This window comes from Mycobacterium sp. IS-2888, from assembly GCF_001954215.1.
Classification (GTDB): domain Bacteria; phylum Actinomycetota; class Actinomycetes; order Mycobacteriales; family Mycobacteriaceae; genus Mycobacterium.
Genome location: NZ_MBET01000014.1, coordinates 25,070 through 41,062 on the forward strand (window position 1 = coordinate 25,070; position 15,993 = coordinate 41,062).

General features: G+C 67.6%; 14 protein-coding genes. 9 read left to right on the plus strand and 5 right to left on the minus strand.

Translation table 11 applies throughout. The features are described 5' to 3' along the window. Window positions 1-108: 108 nt before the first annotated feature. The 3 genes from A5745_RS02240 to A5745_RS02250 all read right to left on the minus strand — a co-directional run bounded on the left by A5745_RS02240 (window position 109) and on the right by A5745_RS02250 (window position 4,044). On the minus strand, window positions 109-1,524 hold the full coding sequence (locus A5745_RS02240; RefSeq protein WP_076114950.1) for an acyl-CoA synthetase: 1,416 nt from the start codon (window positions 1,522-1,524) through the stop codon (window positions 109-111). A gap of 22 nt (window positions 1,525-1,546) precedes the next feature. Beyond that, window positions 1,547-2,455 (minus strand): alpha/beta fold hydrolase, encoded by a 909-nt coding sequence (locus tag A5745_RS02245; protein ID WP_076114951.1) that lies wholly within the window; start codon window positions 2,453-2,455, stop codon window positions 1,547-1,549. 119 nt (window positions 2,456-2,574) lie between these two features. Then, complete coding sequence (locus A5745_RS02250) at window positions 2,575-4,044, minus strand: aldehyde dehydrogenase family protein (RefSeq protein ID WP_076114991.1); 1,470 nt, start codon at window positions 4,042-4,044, stop codon at window positions 2,575-2,577. A 234-nt stretch (window positions 4,045-4,278) separates the two neighbouring features. Here A5745_RS02250 and A5745_RS02255 point away from each other — a divergent pair, with 234 nt between their 5' ends. The 5 genes from A5745_RS02255 to A5745_RS02275 are packed head-to-tail and all read left to right on the plus strand — an operon-like array spanning window position 4,279 to window position 7,460. Beyond that, window positions 4,279-4,827 carry a MaoC family dehydratase N-terminal domain-containing protein gene (locus A5745_RS02255; RefSeq protein ID WP_076114952.1) on the plus strand — a complete coding sequence of 183 codons (549 nt, stop codon included), beginning with the start codon at window positions 4,279-4,281 and terminating at the stop codon, window positions 4,825-4,827. After that, entirely contained in the window at window positions 4,827-5,249 is a 423-nt protein-coding gene (locus A5745_RS02260) for a Zn-ribbon domain-containing OB-fold protein (protein ID WP_076057805.1), read from the plus strand. The genes A5745_RS02255 and A5745_RS02260 overlap by 1 nt, the downstream gene beginning before the upstream one ends. Next, the gene (locus tag A5745_RS02265) at window positions 5,246-5,701 is read left to right on the plus strand and encodes a MaoC family dehydratase (protein ID WP_076114953.1); all 456 of its coding nucleotides are present in this window, start codon (window positions 5,246-5,248) and stop codon (window positions 5,699-5,701) included. The genes A5745_RS02260 and A5745_RS02265 overlap by 4 nt, the downstream gene beginning before the upstream one ends. Next, complete coding sequence (locus tag A5745_RS02270; RefSeq protein WP_076114954.1) at window positions 5,698-6,867, plus strand: lipid-transfer protein; 1,170 nt, start codon at window positions 5,698-5,700, stop codon at window positions 6,865-6,867. The genes A5745_RS02265 and A5745_RS02270 overlap by 4 nt, the downstream gene beginning before the upstream one ends. Then, on the plus strand, window positions 6,864-7,460 hold the full coding sequence (locus tag A5745_RS02275; protein WP_076057802.1) for a TetR/AcrR family transcriptional regulator: 597 nt from the start codon (window positions 6,864-6,866) through the stop codon (window positions 7,458-7,460). The genes A5745_RS02270 and A5745_RS02275 overlap by 4 nt, the downstream gene beginning before the upstream one ends. 64 nt (window positions 7,461-7,524) lie before the next feature. Here the strand turns inward: A5745_RS02275 and A5745_RS02280 are convergent, their stop codons facing one another. Both A5745_RS02280 and pruA read right to left on the minus strand, forming a co-directional pair. Continuing rightward, on the minus strand, window positions 7,525-8,493 hold the full coding sequence (locus A5745_RS02280) for a proline dehydrogenase family protein (protein WP_076114955.1): 969 nt from the start codon (window positions 8,491-8,493) through the stop codon (window positions 7,525-7,527). Next, window positions 8,493-10,124, minus strand: a complete 1,632-nt coding sequence (gene pruA / locus A5745_RS02285) for an L-glutamate gamma-semialdehyde dehydrogenase (RefSeq protein WP_076114956.1) — start codon at window positions 10,122-10,124, stop codon at window positions 8,493-8,495. Before pruA ends, A5745_RS02280 begins: the two co-directional genes overlap by 1 nt. A gap of 83 nt (window positions 10,125-10,207) precedes the next feature. Here pruA and A5745_RS02290 point away from each other — a divergent pair, with 83 nt between their 5' ends. The 4 genes from A5745_RS02290 (at window position 10,208) to A5745_RS02305 (ending at window position 15,987) form a co-directional block, all read left to right on the plus strand. Then, on the plus strand, window positions 10,208-11,800 hold the full coding sequence (locus A5745_RS02290) for a CdaR family transcriptional regulator (RefSeq protein WP_076114957.1): 1,593 nt from the start codon (window positions 10,208-10,210) through the stop codon (window positions 11,798-11,800). Between the two features lie 88 nt (window positions 11,801-11,888). Then, a complete protein-coding gene (cysD, locus tag A5745_RS02295) occupies window positions 11,889-12,809 on the plus strand; it encodes a sulfate adenylyltransferase subunit CysD (protein WP_076114958.1) in 921 nt (306 codons plus the stop codon). After that, entirely contained in the window at window positions 12,809-14,692 is a 1,884-nt protein-coding gene (gene cysC, locus A5745_RS02300; RefSeq protein WP_076114959.1) for an adenylyl-sulfate kinase, read from the plus strand. The genes cysD and cysC overlap by 1 nt, the downstream gene beginning before the upstream one ends. Before the next feature lie 176 nt (window positions 14,693-14,868). After that, entirely contained in the window at window positions 14,869-15,987 is a 1,119-nt protein-coding gene (locus tag A5745_RS02305; RefSeq protein WP_076114960.1) for a YeiH family protein, read from the plus strand. Window positions 15,988-15,993 lie beyond the last annotated feature (6 nt).

The following is a 15,993-nucleotide window of genomic DNA, read 5'->3' on the forward strand; positions in this document are numbered from 1 at the left end:
AGTTCCGTCACGCCTACGACGGTAGGTGAAGGCTCGCGGTCGCGCCCGCTAGAAAACCTGGCAACATCCTGCGTGTCGTGGTCCGGGCACCTTCGGGCCGTCAGCAACTCAGCCCTCGGCCAGCAACCGCTTCTTGAGGACCTTGCCCATCGCGTTGCGCGGCAGCGCATCCACGATGCGCACCTCGCGCGGCCGCTTGTGCACGGACAACTCACCGGCGACATGACTGATCAAGTCGTCGGCTTTCAGCTCGGACGAGGCGACAACGAACGCGACGATCCGTTGGCCCAGGTCCTCGTCGGGCAGCCCGACGACGGCCGCCTCCTGCACGCCCGGATGCCCGAGCAACGACGTTTCGATCTCCCCCGCGCCGACCCGGTATCCACCCGACTTGATCAGGTCGACGGACTCGCGGCCGACGATGCGATGCATGCCCGCGTCGTCGACGACGGCGACGTCGCCGGTGCGATACCAGCCGTCGGGATCGAAGGCCTCGGCGGTGGCCTCCGGCCGATTCAGGTAGCCGTCGAACATCATCGGGCCCCGAACCTGAAGCTTCCCAACGGTTTCCCCGTCGTGTGGCACCGGGCCGCCATCGTCGTCGAGCAGCCGGGTCTCCACGCCGGCGAGCGGTAGGCCCACCCAGCCCGCTCGCCGTTCGCCGTCAGCCCGCGTCGAAACCGTGATCAGCGATTCCGAGGCGCCGTAACGCTCGATAGGCCGGTGCCCGGTGAGACGTGCCAGCCGGTCGAATACCGGCACCGGCAGCGCGGCGCTCCCGGAGACCAGCAGCCGCGCCGGCCGTAGCGCCTCGGCGGCCGCCTCGTCCGCCACCACCCGTGACCACACGGTCGGGACCCCGAAAAACAGCGTGCCCCCGCGTTCGACACGGGCCTGCGCATAGCCGGCGGGCGTCGGTCTTCCGGTGTGCACGAAGCGATTTCCGATCCGCAGCGACCCGAGCAGGCCCAGCACCAGCCCGTGCACATGAAACAGCGGCAACCCGTGCACCAACACGTCGTCGGCGGTCCACTGCCAGGCCCGGGCCAGCGCATCCAGGTCGGCGGCGATCGCTCGCCGGCTCAGCACCACCCCCTTGGGCGCCCCCGTGGTGCCCGAGGTGTAGATGACCATCGCGGTGGACTCCGGCGCCGGCTCGGGATACCGGTGCCAGGATCGGGCGTGTAGCCGAACGGGGATGTGCGGCAAGCCTTCCGGGTCGTCCGGCTCGGGCCCCAGCCACGCCTGCGCGCCAGAGTCGGTGAGCATGTGCCGCCGTTCGGCCGCGCCGACGTCCGACGGCACCGGTACGAACGGCACGCCGGCGATCAGACACCCGGTGATCGCCAGCACCGTCGACGCGGTCGGTGTGGCCAGCACGGCAACGCGGTCCGCGCCGGCGACGCGCTCGGCCACCGATGTCGCCGCACCGACCAAGCCGCTGCGGCTCAGCGCGGCGCCGTCGATGCTCACCGCGTCGGGAATGTCCCTGGTTGCGGCGGAGTCCAGCGAGGCCAGCAGCACGTCAGCAGGTTACCCGCCGGCGTCAGGCCTGCTCGTCCCAGATCTTCATCAGGGTGGACAGGATTTCCTCGCCGCGGCCCAACCCGGCCAGATGGCTTTCGCCGGGCAGCACGAACAGCTCGGCGTCGGGCAGCATGGACACGACGTGCTCGCCATGGGCAAACGGGACGATGTGGTCGCTGTCACCATGCCACCAGCGGACCGGGACTTTGACCTCACTGAGCCGGAAACCCCAGTCGCGGGTGAACAGGATGACGTCGTTGAACGGGGCCGCCAGTTGCTTGCGGCTGCCGTTGAGCAGGTCGTCGAGGAACATCGCCTTGAATTCGGGCCGGGTGAGCAGGCGCCGGTCGGCTTCGGGCGATATCGCGGCATACAGATACAGCGCGGGATTCGCGACCGGACGGATCATCCGGATCACCAAGCTGGCGCCGATCCGCAGCGGGTCACCCCCCACCCGCAGCAGCGGCGCCACCCGCTTACCGAGGTTCATCAGACCGCTGGTGATCCCTTCGTCGCCGAGGAACGGCGCGACGCCGCCGAGCACGCCGGCCGCGACCACGCGATCCGACAGCACGGCGGCGGACGCGAGCGCGTAGGGGCCGCCGCCGGACAGGCCGATGACCGCCATCTTGTCGATGCCCAATGTGTCCGCGATCGTCCGCAGGTCGTCCCCGAAGGCCCGGATGTTCGCGTACCGATGGGGTGTCGACGAGCCGATGCCCGGCCGGTCGATGCCGATCAGGCGGATGTTGTGTTCCTCGGCGTAGACCCGGGCCTCGATCGGGATCTGCCGGCGGGCGCCGGGAGTCCCGTGGAACCAGAAGACCGCGCGACCCCAGGGGGCACCGAACTCGGCGAAACCGATTTGGCGGTCCTCTCCGACCGCGATGTTGCCTTCGAGCTTGGGGCGGGCAATCGCGATAACCATGCCCAGCAGCTTTGCATGTGACGACCCGTTTACGAAAGGCTCACGGACTGCCGCACAAATGCTCTTCCGCGATCCCAACGGTCAGCTGGTCGCCGTGTCCTCTTCCGCAACACGGTGATTCAGGCGGGGACCCCGATGGCCTTTACCTCCATGTACTGGTGGATTCCGCTGACTCCGCCGCTTTCCCGACCGAACCCGCTGAGTTTGAAGCCGCCGAACGGGGCGTCGCCCGGCCCGACGCCGTTGACCGCGACCTGGCCGGTGCGGATGCGGCGGGCCACGCCGACGGCCCGGTCGACGTCGGCGCCCCATACGGCGCCGGACAGCCCGTAGCGCGAGTTGTTCGCGATCGCGACCGCGTCGTCGTCGTCGCGGTAGCGCAGCACCGACAACACGGGGCCGAACACTTCCTCCTGGGCGATCGTCGAATCGGCGTCGACATCGGTGAGAATCGTCGGTTCGAAATAAAAACCGACATCCAGGCCGGGCGGGCGGCCGCCGCCGGTTACCAGCTTCGCTCCGTCGTGGATCGCCCCCTCGACGTGTGCCTGCACGCGCTGCAGCTGCGCCGCGCTGATCAGCGGACCCATCTGCACCGCGGGGTCTTTCGGGTCGCCGACCTTCACGTCACGAGCCAGCGCAACGAGCCGGTCGACGACGTCGTCGTGCAGCGAGTCCGGAAGCAGCAGCCGGCTGTGCAGGATGCAGGCCTGCCCGGCGTGCAGCGAGCAACTGTCGAACAGCATCTGCCGCAGCATGTCATCCGTCACTTGCGCGTCGTCGAGGACGATGCTCGCCGACTTCCCGCCGCACTCCAGCAGCAGCCGCTTCATGGCGTCACCCGCGGCGCGCATCACCTCGCAGCCGACCGCCGAGCTGCCGGTGAAGCTGATCATGTCGATGCGCGGATCGGTGGTGAGCAGCCGCGCGGCCTCCAGGCCCGACGGGGTCACGACATTGACCACGCCCGGCGGGATGTCGGTCTCCTCCTCGATGATGCGGGCGAGCGCAAGCCCCGCCAGCGGCGTCAACGGGGAGGGCTTGAGGACGACGGTATTGCCCGCCGCCAGAGCGTTATTCACCTTCATGACATTCAGGCAGTGCGGGAAGTTCCACGGCGTCAGAATCGGTACGACGCCGAGCGGCTCACGACGCAGCAACGTCGTTCCGGCGCCGATGCCGGTAACCGGCTCGTCGGTCAACTGCGTGGCAAGCTGTGCCGCGTGCATGGACATGTATCCGGCGCCGTCGATCTGCATCACCCGCTCGTTGGCGACGCAGCCCCACTCGGACTGGGAGAGCGCGAAGAACTCGTCGGCGTGCTTCATCAGTGCCTCGCCCAGCTGATTGAGGCAGCCGGCGCGCTCTGCGGGACCCGTCCGCCCCCAGGGCCCATCGTCGAAGGCCCGCCTGGCCGCCGCGATCGCCTCGCCGACCTGCGCGACGCTCGCGTCGGGCGCCGTGGCGATGGTGTTTTCCGTGGCGGGGTCGATGTCCTCGTAGCGACCGCCTTCGGGCTCGACCCATCTGCCGTCGATGAAGAGCTGGTAGGTGTCGACAAGGGGACGCGGAGTTTGTAGCTCGGTCATGCGCTTCCTCACCCGAACGTCGGTCATCTCGAGAGCCAGTGTTCACCCGCGCCCTCGGCGCGTCAATCACGAATATGGCAAATCCTGGGCTATTTCACCGCGTTGCCGGTGTATTGACAGGCGTAGTGGGCCCAGGGTAGACACAACGGCACGACACATCAGGGCAATGTGTCCGATCGCAACCCCGCGGGTCGGTTGAGGGAGATGTGCCAGGGGTCATAGATTGGAGACCGAGTGACGGATTCAGAAAGCCAGGTTCGTGACAAGCTGCGGGCGCTCGTCGGCCAGAGCACGGGCGGGGCCGGAAGGCCTTCGGTCGCACCGGATCCGGTCAATCAGCCGATGATCCGGCATTGGGCTCACGCGCTCGACGACATGAACCCGGTGTATCTCGATCCTGAGTTCGCGGCGTCGTCGCGGTTCGGCGGCATCGTGTCGCCTCCAGTCATGCTGCAAACCTGGATCATGCCGTCGCCGAAACTGGAAGGGATCAGAGAGCGTGGAGGCGCGCCGGTCGAGATCGAGGGCAATCCCACCGCGTTCCTCGACGAGGCCGGATACACCAGCACGGTGGCGACCAACTCGGAATTCGAGATCGAACGGTATCCGCGGCTGGGCGATATCATCAGCGCGACATCGGTTTTCGAGGACGTGTCGGACTTGAAGAAGACGGCTTTGGGAACCGGCTACTTCCTGACCTGGGTGATCACCTACACCGATCAGCACGGCGAGGTGCTGGGGCGGCAGCGATTCCGCGTGCTGCGATTCAGGCCGGAACGCTGATGGCGCCCCGGTTGGCGCCGGCCGTCAGCCCGGACACCGAGTTCTACTGGAACGGGCTACGCGAACACAAGCTCCTGATTCAGCGCTGTGCCGGATGCGGGGCGCTGCGCCATCCGCCCCGCCCAATGTGTCCCCAATGCCGTTCCCTGGACTGGGAAGCGGTCGAATCGTCGGGCCGCGGCACCGTCTACAGCTACGTGATGCCGCACGAACCCCGGTTCCCCTTCTTCGACTATCCCTACATCGTCGCGCTGGTGGAGCTCGACGAGGGGGTGCGGCTGGTTTCGAACCTGTGCGGCATCGACCCGGCCGATGTCGCGGTCGGCACGCCGGTCGAGGTCTACTACCAGACCTTCGACGGGGCTGACGGAGACGTTGTGCTGCACCAGTTCCGGCCCGCCGATTCGGAAGGACGCCGATGACGACCGCCAAAGACCGAACCGAGACCCTGCGGTGGGCCGACATCGAAGTCGGCGACGAGGTGACCGCCCTCGAGATCCCGATCACCACAACGATGATCGTCGCGGGCGCGATCGCCTCGCGCGACTTCATGCCAGTGCATCACGACCGCGATTTCGCCAACGAGCAGGGCTCACCAAACCTGTTCATGAACATCTTGACCAGCAACGGATACTGCGTGCGTTTTCTCACCGATTGGGCCGGTCCCGAGGCGATGGTCAAGAACCTGTCGATCCGCCTCGGCGTGCCATGCTTCCCCGACGATCCGCTGCGCTTCACCGGCACCGTGACGTCGAAGACCGAGGGGTCAGGCGATGAGAACTTCGTCGAGGTGGCCTTCAAGGCGTCCAACAGCCTCGGCGATCATGTCTCCGGGACCGCGGTGCTCAGCCTGCTCGACGCGGTCGGCCGATGAGTCGCTCGCTGCCCGGCAGCTGCGCGATCGCGGGGATCGGGCAGACCGAGTTCTCCAAGGAGTCCGGGCGTAGCGAGCTGCAATTGGCCTGCGAGGCAGTCAGTTCCGCCTTGGACGACGCTGGCTTGGCGCCGGCCGACGTCGACGGCATGGTCACCTTCACCATGGACGCCACCGACGAGATCGACATCGCACGCAACGTGGGCATCGGAGACCTGAGCTTCTTCAGCCGCGTCCATCACGGCGGCGGAGCCGCATCCGGCACCGTGGTGCACGCCGCGATGGCCGTCGCCACCGGCGTCGCCGACGTGGTGGTGTGCTGGCGCGCGTTCAACGAACGTTCCGGCTTCCGGTTCGGCGGCAGCGGACGCACCAGCGCGGAAACTCCATTGTTCATGGCGCATTACGCGCCGTTCGGGTTACTCACCCCCGCGGCCTGGGTCGCGCTGCACGCGCAGCGCTACATGTCGACCTTCGGGGTGACCAACGAGGACTTCGGGCGCATCGCCGTCGTCGACCGCGCGCACGCGGCCCGCAATCCCGACGCATGGTTCTACGAGCGCCCGATCACGTTGGAAGACCATCAGAACTCGCGCTGGATCGTCGAACCCGTGCTGCGGCTGCTTGATTGCTGCCAGGAAAGTGACGGCGGTGTCGCGCTGGTGGTCACCAGCGCCGAACGCGCGCGTGATCTTCGGCAGCCGCCGGCGATCATCGCCGCGGCCGCCCAGGGCGCGGCATACAACGGCGAGATGATGACCAGTTACTACCGCGAGGACATCACCGGGCTGCCCGAGATGGGGGTGGTGGCGAGGCAACTGTGGCGCGATTCGGGCCTGAAACCCCAAGACATCCAAACCGCTTTCATCTACGACCACTTCACGCCGTTCGTGTTCACCCAGCTCGAAGAACTCGGCTTCTGCGGCCGCGGCGAAGCCAAGGACTTCGCCACGATCGAAAGGTTGTCGCTCGGTGGCGAGCTGCCGATCAACACCAACGGCGGGCTGCTCGGGGAGGCCTACATACACGGCATGAACGGCATCACGGAGGGGGTACGGCAGGTGCGCGGCACCTCACACAACCAGGTCGACAACGTCGAACACGTGCTGGTCACGTCGGGAACCGGGGTGCCCACCAGCGGGCTGATCCTCGCGCCGGCCGGATGACGCACCCGACCGATACCCGCGAACTCATTATCGAGTCCGCCTATGGATGCTTTCGCAAACACGGTCTGCAGAAAACGACAATTGTCGATATTGCCAAGGCGGCGAACGTATCCCGCAGCACCGTCTACGAGTACTTCAGCGACAAGGGCGCGGTCCTCGAGGCGTGCGCCGAGCATGCGTCCGAGCAGTTCTATCGCGAGATGTCCAAGGCCATGGACCGAGGCGACTCACTGGAGGAAAAGCTCAGCCATGCCGCGGTGTTCGTGACCCAGGCGCGGCGGGCGATCGCATCCGAGGAGTACTTCGACGAAGAGGCGATCAGCCTCCTCCTCACCAAGGACGCCGCGGTGCTGCTGCGCGAATGCGTCGAATTTTTTGCCCCGTATCTCTCCGCCGCGAAGCTCACCGGCGAGGTGCGCAAGGACCTCGACGTCGAGGCCGCGGGTGAATGGTTTGCGCGCATACTCTTTTCGCTGTTCAGCACGCCGTCATCGACACTGGACATGGACGACCCCGACGTGGTGGCGCAGTTCGTGCGGGCGCACGTGGTGCGCGGGTTCGCGAGCGAACGTGGGCGGCCGCGCCGCGGTTAGAGACTCTCCGTCGGGTGTGCGACCACGGCGGCCTGAGCGCACACTCGCGTGCCTGGGCGCACACTCAGTGGCGGCGTTGGGCCAGCGCCCGCAGGAAGAACGTCAGGTTGGCCGGTCGCTCGGCCAGGCGCCGCATGAAGTAGCCGTACCATTGCGCGCCGAACGGCACGTACACGCGGACCTGGTTGCCGTCATCGGCGAGCCGTCTCTGCTCTGCGTCACGGATGCCGTACAGCATCTGGTATTCGAAATCACCGGCCCCACGGCCGGTTTCGCGGGCCAAGGCGGGAACCGCGCCGATGATCGCCGGATCGTGCGAGGCCACCATGGGGTAGCCCTTTCCGGCCATCAGCACCCGCAGGCACGCCAGGTAGGACTCGGCGATGTCGCCGACGGCGCGATACGCCACCGACGCCGGTTCGTCGTAGGCGCCCTTGCACAATCGAATTCGCGCGCCGGCGGCGGCCAAGTCCGCGCAATCGCCGAGCGTGCGATGCAGGTAGGCCTGCAAAACCGTGCCCAGCCACCCGAAGTCGACCCGCAAATCGCCCGAGATCGACAACGTCGAATCGGTGGTGGTGTGGTCTTCGGCGTCGACGGTGACCCAGACCCCCACGCGCTCGGCTCGCTCGCAGATGATCCGGGCGTTCTCCAGCGCAATCTTGTCCCCGTCGCGATCCAGCGCCTGCCCAAGCGCCGACAGCTTCAGCGATACCTCGAGCGGCCGCACCCGACCGCTCGAGGTATCGGCGCGCCGGCCCAGCGCCTCGAGCAGCCGGAGGTATTCCCGCACGGTCGCCGCGGCGTCTTCGGCGTCAGTGACGTTTTCGCCCAGGTAGTCGATGCTGACGTAGCGACCGGAATCCCGCAGTGCACCAACGATATCCAGGACGTCTTCCAGCGTATCGCCGGGAACGAAACGGCGAACCACTTTGCGGGTGATTGCGGACCGTTCGACCGCGCGACGCAAGCCATCGGCCCGGCTGGCCGCCAGCAGGGTAGGTCGCACGGTATGCGCGAAAACCCCGGCCATCAGTCGGGCCCCATGTGCGGGTAGGTGTGCCACGTCGCCGGGACGAACGTCTCCTTGATGGTGCGCGCCGAGGTCCACCGCAACATGTTCAGCATCGATCCCGCTTTATCGTTGGTGCCCGAGCCTCGCGAACCGCCGAATGGCTGGCGCCCTACGACGGCGCCCGTCGGCTTGTCGTTGACGTAGAAGTTTCCGGCGGCGAACCGCAGCCGGTCCTGCGCTCTCAACACGGCCCCGCGGTCGTCGGCGATGACCGCGCCCGTCAACGCGTAACGAGATCCGGTGTCGATGACCTCAAGGATTCGTTCGTACTGCTCGTCGGGATACACGTGCACCGACAACAGCGGGCCGAAGTACTCGGTCGCGAAAGATTCGTCGGTCGGGTCGTCGGACAACAGCACCGTTGGCCGCACGAAATATCCGACGCCGTCGTCGTATTCGCCGCCGACCGCGATGGTGATGGCCGGCGCGCCCTTGGCTCGCTCGATGGCGTCGACGTTCTTGAGGAAGGCGCGCCGGTCGATGAGCGCGCCGCCGTAGTTGGTCAGGTCGGTGATGTCGCCGTAGCGCAGCGCGGCCGTCTCGCCCAGGAAGTCGTCCCCCATCCGCTGCCACACCGAATGGGCAATGAAGGCCCGTGACGCGGCCGAGCATTTCTGGCCCTGATAGTCGAAGGCTCCGCGAATCAACGCCGTGCGCAACACATCCGGCTGCGCCGAGGCGTGTGCGACCACGAAGTCCTTGCCGCCGGTCTCGCCGACCAAGCGCGGATAGCTGTGATAGTGACCGATATGAGTCCCGACGTGGTACCACAGCCGCTGGAAGGTTGCCGTCGATCCGGTGAAGTGGATGCCGGCCAGCCGCCGATCGGCCAGTGCCACATCGGAAACCGCGAAGCCGTCGCCGGCGACCATGTTGATCACCCCGGGCGGCAACCCGGCGGCCTCGAGCAGCTGCATGAGCAGGTACGCCGACAGGGTCTGGGTGATCGACGGCTTCCACACCACGGTGTTGCCCATCAGCGCCGGCGCCGTCGGGAGGTTGCCCGCAATCGAGGTGAAGTTGAACGGCGTGATCGCGTAGACGAAGCCGTCGAGCGGGCGGTAGTCGCTGCGGTTCCACTCCCCGGGTCCGCTGACCGGCTGCTGGGCGAGGATCTGGCGGGCGAACGCCACGTTGAAGCGCCAGAAGTCGATCAGCTCGCAGGGCGCGTCGATCTCGGCCTGATAGACCGACTTGGACTGGCCGAGCATCGTCGCGGCGGCGATTTTCTCTCGCCACGGCCCCGCCAGCAGGTCGGCGGCGCGCAGGAATATCGCGGCACGCTCGTCGAACGGCATTGCCGCCCAATCGGGTTTCGCCGCGGTCGCGGCTTCGATGGCGGCGGTCGCATCGGCGTGCACGGCGTTGGTGAGGGTGCCCAGCGTCGCGGCGTGCCGGTGCGGCTGGACGACGTCGATGCGCTCGCCGTCGCCCATGCGGTGTTTGCCGCCGATGACATGCGGGAGGTCGATCGGGTGGTCGGCCAGAGCGGCCAATTCGGCACGGAGGCGGGTGCGTTCTGGGGATTGCGGGGCGTAGTCGTGGACCGGCTCGTTGGCCGGCAGTGGCACCTGAGTGATCGCGTCCATGTTGCCAGGATCCTCGGCGCAGCCTCGCGTTGTGTTAGCCGATCAGACAAGATGGCCCCGTCTACGTAGTAGAATCGGACAACATGCGGGTTCCTGGCGTCGGGCTGGGTCAGCTGCTGCTGGCGCTGGACGCGACCCTGGTCAGCCTGGTGGACGCGCCGCGCGGCCTGGACCTTCCGGTGGGCTCGACGGCGCTCATCGATTCCGACGATGTGCGACTGGGCCTGGCGGCCGCGGCGGGATCGGCCGACGTGTTCTTCCTGCTGGGAGTGACCGACGACGAGGCGCTGCGGTGGGTCGAGAGTCAGGCGCGCGAGCGGGCGCCGGTGGCGATGTTCGTCAAGGAGCCGTCGGACGCGCTGGTGACCAAGGCGGTCGAGGCCGGGTCGGCGGTGGTTGCCGTGGAGCCGCGAGCGCGGTGGGAACGGCTCTACCAGTTGGTCAATCACGTCCTGGAACATCACGGCGGCCGCGGCGATCCGGTGGACGACTCGGGCACCGACCTCTTCGGCTTGGCCCAGTCGCTCGCCGACCGCATCCACGGCATGGTCAGCATCGAAGACGCCCAGTCGCACGTGCTCGCCTATTCGGCCTCCAACGAGGAAGCCGACGAGCTGCGCCGCCTTTCGATCCTGGGGCGCGCCGGCCCGCCCGAGCATTTGGAGTGGATCGGCCAATGGGGCATCTTCGATGCGCTGCGATCCGGTGACGAGGTGGTGCGCGTCGCCGAGCGCCCGGAACTGGGCCTGCGGCCGCGGCTGGCCATCGGAATCCATCAACCCGGAGCGCGCAGGCCGCCGGCGTTCGCCGGCACGATCTGGGTGCAGCAAGGGTCGCAGCCGTTGGCTGACGACGCCGACGAGATGCTGCGCGGCGCGGCGGTGCTGGCCGCCAGGATCATGTCGCGGCTGCTGGCCCGGCCGTCGACGCATGCGCGGCGGGTGCAGCAGGTTTTGGGCTTGACCGACACCGAACCGGCCGACGTGACTGCCGTCGCGGCCGAACTCGGCCTCGCCACGCACGGGAACGCCGCGGTGATCGGCTGGGACACCGCGGACGCCAATGCCCGCCATGCGCGGTTGCCTGATGTCTTAGCGTTGAGCGCCAGTGCTTTTCGGCGTGACGCCCAGGTCGCTTCGAACGGCTCACGGATCTACGTGCTGCTGCCCCAGACGGCGACGACGCGGTCGGTCACCTCGTGGGTTCGCGGCACCATCGGCGCACTGCGCACCGAGCTCGGTGTCGAGCTGCGCGCGGCCATCGCCGCGCCGATCGCGAGCCTGGCGGAGGCCGCCGCGGCACGCATCGAGGTTGACCGGGTGCTCGACAGCGCTGAGCGACACCCGATTTCGATAGGACAGGTGACGTCGCTGGCCGAGGCGCGCACGACCGTTTTGCTCGACGAGATCGTCACTATGGTCGCCGCCGACGAGCGGCTGGTCGATCCGCGGATACGCGACCTACACGCGCGGGATGCGGTGCTCGCCGAGACGCTGGGGGCATATCTGGACAGTTTCGGCGACATCGGCGCCGCCGCGCAGTGGCTACAAGTTCATCCGAACACCGTCCGCTATCGGGTGCGGCGGATCGAGAAGCTATTGTCGACGTCCCTGGCCGATCCCGATGTGCGACTACTGTTCTCGTTGGGCCTCCGGGTGCTGGAACGCTCGGCCTGAGCCCGTCCAAGCGCCGCACAAGAATTATGTTCAGCGTGAACGTAATTCACGGTGTTCCACGGGTTTTCCGGGCGGTTAGTCTTGCTCAATGGCGGTTAGCACGAACGGGGCACGGCGCGTCGACGAACTGCGCCTGCTGGAGGCCGAAGCGGTCCACATCATCCGCGAGGTCGTCGCCGAGCTGGAGCGCCCCGTCCTGCTGTTTTCCGCCGGCAAGGACTCGATCGTGCTGCTGCGGCTGGCGGAAAAGGCATTCCGGCCGCTGCCGTTGCCCTTCCCGGTGATGCACGTCGACACCGGCCACAACTTCGACGAGGTGATCGAATTCCGGGACCGTAGGGTCACCGGCCACGGGCACAAGCTCATCGTCGCCTCGGTGCAGGAATCCATCGACAGCGGCCGCGTGCCCGACCCGGGGCCGGGGGCGTCGCGGAACCGGGCGCAGACGCGCACGCTGCTCGACGCGCTGGACGCCGGCGGCTTCGATGCGGCCTTCGGGGGTGCGCGCCGCGACGAGGAACGGGCCCGCGCCAAGGAACGGATCCTGAGCTTCCGCGACGAGTTCGGCCAGTGGGATCCCCGCGCTCAGCGACCGGAGCCCTGGTCGCTGTACAACGGCCGCATCAAAAAGGGCGAGCAGGTGCGAGTGTTCCCGCTGAGCAACTGGACCGAACTCGACGTGTGGCGCTACATCGAGCTCGAGAATCTGGAACTGCCGTCGATCTACTACGCCCACGAACGCGAGGTGTTCGAACGCGACGGGATTCTCCTGGCGGTGTCGCAGTACGCCGGGCCGCGTCCCGGCGAAACTTCCGCCGTGGAGTGGGTGCGCTACCGCACCGTCGGCGACCTGACGATCACGGGGGCGGTGCGCTCCGCGGCCACCGACATCGGCCGCGTCATCGCCGAGATCGCCGCGGCGACGGTGTCGGAGCGCGGCGAGACCCGCGCCGACGATCGCACGTCCGCGGCCGCTATGGAGGACCGCAAGCGAGAGGGCTACTTCTGATGACGGCCGTGACCCGCCAGCTACTGCGCATCGCCACCGCGGGCTCCGTGGACGACGGGAAGAGCACCCTGATCGGGCGGCTCCTGCATGACACCGACAGCCTGCCGCTGGACCACCTGGAAGCCGTCACCGACACCGATGGCATCGCGGATCTGGCCGCACTCTCCGACGGCCTGCGCGCCGAACGCGAACAGGGCATCACGATCGACGTCGCGTACCGCTTCTTTGCCACCGACACGCGCAGCTACATCCTGGCCGACACCCCCGGCCACGAGCGCTATACCCGCAACATGTTCACCGGCGCCTCCAACGCCCACGTGGCCATCCTGCTCGTCGATGCCCGCGCCGGAGTGCTGCGCCAGACCCGCAGGCACGCCCGCATCGCAAAGCTGTTGGGCATCAAGCACTTTGTCGCGACCGTGAACAAGATCGACCTCATCGACTTCGACCAGGGCAAGTTCACCGAGGTCCACGACGAGCTACGACAGTTGGCGGCACGCCTCGGCGGCGTGGACATCACCGTCATCCCGATCGCCGCCAAGCACGGGGACAACGTCGTGCACCGCTCGGACCGCACCCCGTGGTACGGCGGCCCCACGCTACTCGAGTACCTGGAGGGCATCGAACTGGCCGCGCCGCAGGCCGAGCCGGCACGGCTGCGCCTCCCCGTGCAGTGGGTGTCCCGACCAACCGCCGCCGTGCGCCGTCGCTATACCGGGCGCCTCGCGGCGGGAACGCTCAGCGTCGGCGACCCGGTGGTGTCGCTGCCCGCCGGGACCCGCTCGACGGTCACCGCTGTGGACACCCTCGACGACGAACGCACCACTGCCGTTGCCCCGCTGTCGGTTTCGATCGAGCTGGCCGACGACATCGACGTGGGCCGCGGTGACGTCTTCGTCAGTGGTGCCCAGGATGCGGTTCCGCCGGTGCTGGCCCGCGAGCTCGATGCGACCGTGTGCTGGTTCGTGGACTCACCGCTGCGCGCCGGCGACCGGCTGGCCCTCAAACAAACCACCAAGACCGTGCGGGCAACCGTGCAGGCGCTGCACACGCGGCTGGACCCCGAGACGCTCGACGAGCTGGACGGCCCGGTTGAACTGGCACTCAACGACATCGGCACCATCACGCTGCGGACCAGCTCGGTCGTCATCGCCGACAGCTACACCGACAACCGTGACAGCGGCGCGTTCATCCTGATCGACGAGACCACCAACGACACCGTCGGCGCCGGCACCATCGTCGAGGCACGGGAGGTCAAGCCGGGCGCGCATCCGCGCACCGACATCCGTTGGCATCCGTCGTCGCTGGACCGCGGCTACCGCTGGCAGGCCACCGGACAACCGGGCGCGACGATCTGGTTCACCGGCCTGCCCGCGTCGGGAAAGTCGACCATCGCGGTGGCCGTCGAGCGCGCGCTCGTGGAGTCGGGGCGGGTGGCCTACCTGCTCGACGGCGACAACCTGCGCCACGGCCTGTCCGACGATTTGGGCTTCTCCCCCGGCGATCGCGCCGAAAACATCAGGCGGGTCGGGCATTTGACTCGGCTGCTGGCCGACGCGGGTGTCGTCGCGCTGGCATCGCTGGTGTCACCGCTGAAGTCCGATCGCGAAATCGCCCGCGCCCTCAACGAAGCCGCCAAGCTGCCCTTCATCGAGGTCTACGTCGCCACGTCGCTGGCCGAGTGCGAAAAGCGGGATCCCAAGGGCCTGTACGCGCGTGCCCGCAGCGGCCAGCTGTCCGGCATGACCGGCGTCGATGCCCCGTACGAAGCGCCGGAGAATCCGGACCTGCTGCTCGACACCACCAGCGCCGGCATCGACGACCTCGCCGCACGGGTCATCGATCTGCTCAACGAACGCAGCCCGCGCCCGCCTGCCAGCTAGATTCACCACGATCTAATCACTTGGCCGCTGGCGCCGCGCACGCAAATGTGGGCGGGTGGGTGATTGGCGCGAGCGAGTCGGCTCGATATCGGTGGACTGGTGGGCGACCCTGGTCGCCGGGGTGATCGTCGCGTTGGCAGTGGCCGGCGCGCTGCCGAAGATTCCGTGGTGATCGCGTGAGCACCACTGGACTTGAGCGCGAAGCGACGCTGGACGAGCCGGCCTTCACCAGCAGCCGGCCGCTGGACTACGTACCCGGCGTGCTGTTGCTGATTGCCGTCGGGCTGCTCGGCAAATACGCCCAGATTTGGTGGAACGCACTGGCCAAACACGAACACTGGCGGGTGCCCGATATCGAATACGTGTTGTGGGCCATCGTGATTGGGCTTGTCATCACCAACACCGTCGGCCTGCACCGGATATTTCGGCCCGGCGTGCAGACATACGAGTTTTGGCTCAAGGCCGGGATCGTCGTGCTGGGAGCGCGTTTCGTGCTCGGCGACATCGCCAAACTCGGCGGGCTGAGCCTGCTCCAGATCTTGGTCGACATGGCGGTCGCGGGCACCATCATCATCGTCGCCGCGCGCGCCTTCGGGTTATCCGGCAAGCTCGCTTCGCTGCTGGCGATCGGTACGTCGATCTGCGGGGTGTCGGCGATCGTGGCCGCCAAGGGCGCGATCCGGGCGCGCAACTCCGACGTCGGCTACGCCATCGCGGCAATCCTGGCGTTGGGGGCGGTGGCGCTGTTCGTGCTGCCGCCGCTGGGACACGCGATCGGCCTGACCGATCGCGAGTTCGGGCTGTGGGCGGGCCTGGCGGTGGACAACACCGCCGAAACCACCGCCACCGGATATCTGTTTTCCGACCATGCCGGCAAGATCGCCGTGCTGGTCAAGTCGACCCGCAACGCGCTGATCGGGTTCGTGGTGCTGGGCTTCGCGCTGTATTGGGCCGCGCGCGGGCAGGCCGACGAGATCGCGCGCGGCGCGAAAGCCAAGGCCGAGTTCGTCTGGCACAAATTCCCGAAATTCGTGCTCGGCTTTCTGGCGGTCTCGGCGATCGCGACCGCGGGCTGGCTGACCAAGGGCCAGACCGCGAATCTGGCCAACGTTTCGAAGTGGGCGTTCCTGCTGACGTTCGCCGGGGTGGGACTCAACACCGACATCCGGCAGATCGCGCGGACCGGATGGCGGCCGCTGCTGGTGGCCGTGATCGGGCTCGTCGTCGTGGCGGCGGTCTCGCTGGGGATCGTGCTGCTGGCCTCCCGCGTGTTCCATTGGGGCGTCAGCGCTTAACGCCGC

What these genes read in the sequence shown, in the direction of transcription:
- pruA (WP_076114956.1), bottom strand. Translation starts at nt 10,124, where the DNA reads ATGGACGCGATCACTCAGGTGCCACTGCCGGCCAACGAGCCGGTCCAC.
- A5745_RS02245 (WP_076114951.1), bottom strand. Translation starts at nt 2,455, where the DNA reads ATGGTTATCGCGATTGCCCGCCCCAAGCTCGAAGGCAACATCGCGGTC.
- A5745_RS02270 (WP_076114954.1), top strand. Translation starts at nt 5,698, where the DNA reads ATGAGTCGCTCGCTGCCCGGCAGCTGCGCGATCGCGGGGATCGGGCAG.
- A5745_RS02265 (WP_076114953.1), top strand. Translation starts at nt 5,246, where the DNA reads ATGACGACCGCCAAAGACCGAACCGAGACCCTGCGGTGGGCCGACATC.
- cysC (WP_076114959.1), top strand. Translation starts at nt 12,809, where the DNA reads ATGACGGCCGTGACCCGCCAGCTACTGCGCATCGCCACCGCGGGCTCC.
- A5745_RS02260 (WP_076057805.1), top strand. Translation starts at nt 4,827, where the DNA reads ATGGCGCCCCGGTTGGCGCCGGCCGTCAGCCCGGACACCGAGTTCTAC.
- cysD (WP_076114958.1), top strand. Translation starts at nt 11,889, where the DNA reads ATGGCGGTTAGCACGAACGGGGCACGGCGCGTCGACGAACTGCGCCTG.
- A5745_RS02250 (WP_076114991.1), bottom strand. Translation starts at nt 4,044, where the DNA reads ATGACCGAGCTACAAACTCCGCGTCCCCTTGTCGACACCTACCAGCTC.
- A5745_RS02280 (WP_076114955.1), bottom strand. Translation starts at nt 8,493, where the DNA reads ATGGCCGGGGTTTTCGCGCATACCGTGCGACCTACCCTGCTGGCGGCC.
- A5745_RS02275 (WP_076057802.1), top strand. Translation starts at nt 6,864, where the DNA reads ATGACGCACCCGACCGATACCCGCGAACTCATTATCGAGTCCGCCTAT.
- A5745_RS02290 (WP_076114957.1), top strand. Translation starts at nt 10,208, where the DNA reads ATGCGGGTTCCTGGCGTCGGGCTGGGTCAGCTGCTGCTGGCGCTGGAC.